This is a genomic window from Oceanicola sp. S124, assembly GCF_000220565.1.
Taxonomy (GTDB): Bacteria; Pseudomonadota; Alphaproteobacteria; order Rhodobacterales; family Rhodobacteraceae; genus Pseudooceanicola.
Genome location: NZ_AFPM01000220.1, coordinates 1 through 2,626 on the forward strand (window position 1 = coordinate 1; position 2,626 = coordinate 2,626).

A 2,626-nucleotide genomic window follows, 5' to 3' on the forward strand; every position below is an offset into this window, starting at 1 on the left:
ACGATCCGTGCACCCGCCGCAGCGGCCTGCGCCAGGACCGCGTCTACCTCGTCCCGCCGGGCGACATTCTGTCCGATGCTGACGGCAGTCGAGGTCACCGGCCCCTCGGGCAGCCCGGCATCATGGGCCAGGTCGGCCTGGGCCCAGAGCGCCAGCTTGGCGCCCCCGACGAGATCGAAGAAGACGACCGCGCCGTGCTCGAACTCCTGCCCGATGATGCCTTCGGTCTTCAGGCCGAGGCCATCGCGGTAGAAAAGAAGCGCGCGCTGCAGATCGGCGACGGCCAGCGTGAGAACGGTGATTGCAGGTTTCATGTCCATACCCTTGCTATCGGCACCCGAGACATGCGGGTGACCTGACAGTCTTGGGCCGTCACCGGGTGACGGAAGGACTCGCGTTGCGAGGGCCGGGCCAACCTTCCCGTGCCTAACCTGTTTCAGACAGGTCCAGGATAGCGACGCGCCGGGGCCGGGGCAACCGCCCCCGGCGCGGGATCAGAGGATGCCGTCGGCGCGCAGGCGCTGCGCAAGGGCGCGATAGGCCGCGGCGGGGGCCCCGCCCTCCAGCGCGACGGGACGCCCGCTGTCGCCCGCCAGCCGGGTCTCAAGATCCAGCGGCAGGGTGCCGAGCAGCGGCACGCCCAGTTTCCGCGCCTCCTCCGCGACACCGCCATGGCCGAAAGGATGCGCCTCGTGCCCGCAGGCGGGACAGATGAACGAGGCCATGTTCTCGATCATCCCCAGAAGCGGCACCTTCAGGGTCTGGAACATGTCGATGGCCTTGCGCGCATCCAGCAGCGCCACGTCCTGCGGGGTCGACACGATGATGGCGCCGTCCAGAGAGGATCGCTGACCGAGGGTCAGCTGCACGTCGCCGGTACCGGGCGGCAGGTCGATCAGCAGCACATCCAGCTCTCCCCATTGCACCTGGGTCAGCAGCTGCTGCATCGCCCCCATCAGCATGGGACCGCGCCAGACCACAGCCTTGCCCTCGTCCAGCATGTTGCCGATCGACATGAGGGTGACCCCATGGGCCTGCAGCGCCTCGATGGTCTCGCCATCGGGCGAGGCGGGGCGCTTGGTATTGCCCATCATGCGCGGCTGCGACGGGCCGTAGATATCGGCATCCAGCAAGCCCACCTTCAGCCCCTCGCCCGCCAGTGCCACCGCGAGATTGGACGAGACGGTGGATTTGCCCACCCCGCCCTTGCCCGAGCCGATGGCGATGATCTTCTTCACCCCTGCCGGGCGCATGACCGTCGTCGTCGGCTTGGGATGCCCCCCGATCTTGAGACTGGGAGGCTGCCCCTGCGACGGCCCCGCGGGCGCCTTCGGCGGCGGCGAGGCGCCGCGCTGCTCATGCGCGGTCAGCGCCGCGGTCACGCGCGAGACGCCGGGCAAGGCGGCGATCAGTTCCTCGGAGGCGGCCCGGATGGCCTCCATCTTGCGCGCGGTTGCCGCATCCGGGGCCTCGATCACGTAGCGGACCACCCCGCCTTCATGGCTGAGCGCCCGGATCATGTCCCGGCTGACGAGATTGCCGCCATCAGGCAGCGTGAGCCTCTGCAACTCCTGCAGGATCTGGTCGCGGGTGACGGGCACGGTGATCTCCTTCGGTCACGGTCTCGACGCGCCAGCGAACCGGCGCGGAGGGTTTCCGCATACCCTGCGCATTTTGGCGGCAGGAACAAGGGTGACCCGTCCGCGCATCCTGACCGGCATCGCGCCGTGCGTGGCTCCGCCCCCAGGATAGCCCCGGACGGCCCGGGCCACACGCCTCTCCCCGAACCGACCCGCCCCGCCCTGAGCGCCCCCGGCCACGCCATGCCCCGCCCGGAGACGCCGCAGCTGCGAAAGGTCGTCGCTGCGCCGCAGCATAACTTGACCTCTCAAGGCTCTCAGCCCCTCTGTTTCCGCCGTGGCCCAGCAGCAGCCCCCGCCCCTGATCGACCGATGATTTTTCAAATGTGCCCAAATGATAGCCGTGACCCCACGTCACGACGCAGGTCTTGTTTAAAAGGGCATTGTTCACACCCTGCCTGAATTTTGGGCGACGACACCCCATTAACTTTAGGTCAGCTCCTCTTATGCACTTGCTGCATAGCGGCGTTGAACAAGTGGCGATTGTGCATTCGCAGCAAATGGGGGAAAAGAGGCTCAACAGCGACGACAACGGATCATCGCAGGTTAGCGCCACCAGGGCGCAGCGATCCGAAGCCGCCGCAGACCGCAATAACGTTCACCGAGATCGTTACGTAAGGATGAGTTGAGATGGCATACGCAAACTACACCCAGGCCGCTCCGGCCGCCCAAGGTTTCTCCGGCTTCGTCGCTGGCCTCGCCGGTCGCTACACCCGGTATGCAAAGTATCGCCGCTGCATCAACGAGCTGTCCGCGCTCAGCAACCGTGAGCTGAAGGACCTCGGCCTGCACCGGTCCATGATCAAGTCGGTCGCCTACGAGGAAGCCTACGGCGCCTCGGCGTAACGACACCTGGGATCAGTAGGCCCTCTCCTCCTCCCTGGGCCGCTGAGACTGGCGACGGTGCCTCTCCTCCTCCCTGGCACCGTCGCACCTAACACCGGAGCACATGCTCCAACAGTTCGCCGCCCTCTCCTCCTCCCTGG

General features: G+C 67.0%; 3 protein-coding genes. 1 reads left to right on the top strand and 2 read right to left on the bottom strand.

Features of this window, described 5'->3' with window-relative positions; genetic code table 11:
* Both OS124_RS0115330 and OS124_RS0115335 read right to left on the bottom strand, forming a co-directional pair.
* A partial coding sequence (locus OS124_RS0115330; RefSeq protein ID WP_029375482.1) for a VOC family protein occupies positions 1 to 314 on the bottom strand: 314 nt, incomplete at its 3' end.
* Positions 315 to 494: 180 nt separating this feature from the next.
* Positions 495 to 1,601 (bottom strand): Mrp/NBP35 family ATP-binding protein, encoded by a 1,107-nt coding sequence (locus OS124_RS0115335; RefSeq protein ID WP_010140647.1) that lies wholly within the window; start codon positions 1,599 to 1,601, stop codon positions 495 to 497.
* Between the two features lie 669 nt (positions 1,602 to 2,270).
* On the opposite strand from OS124_RS0115335, the gene OS124_RS0115340 reads away from it, so the two are divergent.
* Positions 2,271 to 2,486 carry a DUF1127 domain-containing protein gene (locus tag OS124_RS0115340; RefSeq protein ID WP_010140648.1) on the top strand — a complete coding sequence of 72 codons (216 nt, stop codon included), beginning with the start codon at positions 2,271 to 2,273 and terminating at the stop codon, positions 2,484 to 2,486.
* Positions 2,487 to 2,626 lie beyond the last annotated feature (140 nt).

What these genes read in the sequence shown, in the direction of transcription:
- OS124_RS0115340 (WP_010140648.1), top strand. Translation starts at nt 2,271, where the DNA reads ATGGCATACGCAAACTACACCCAGGCCGCTCCGGCCGCCCAAGGTTTC.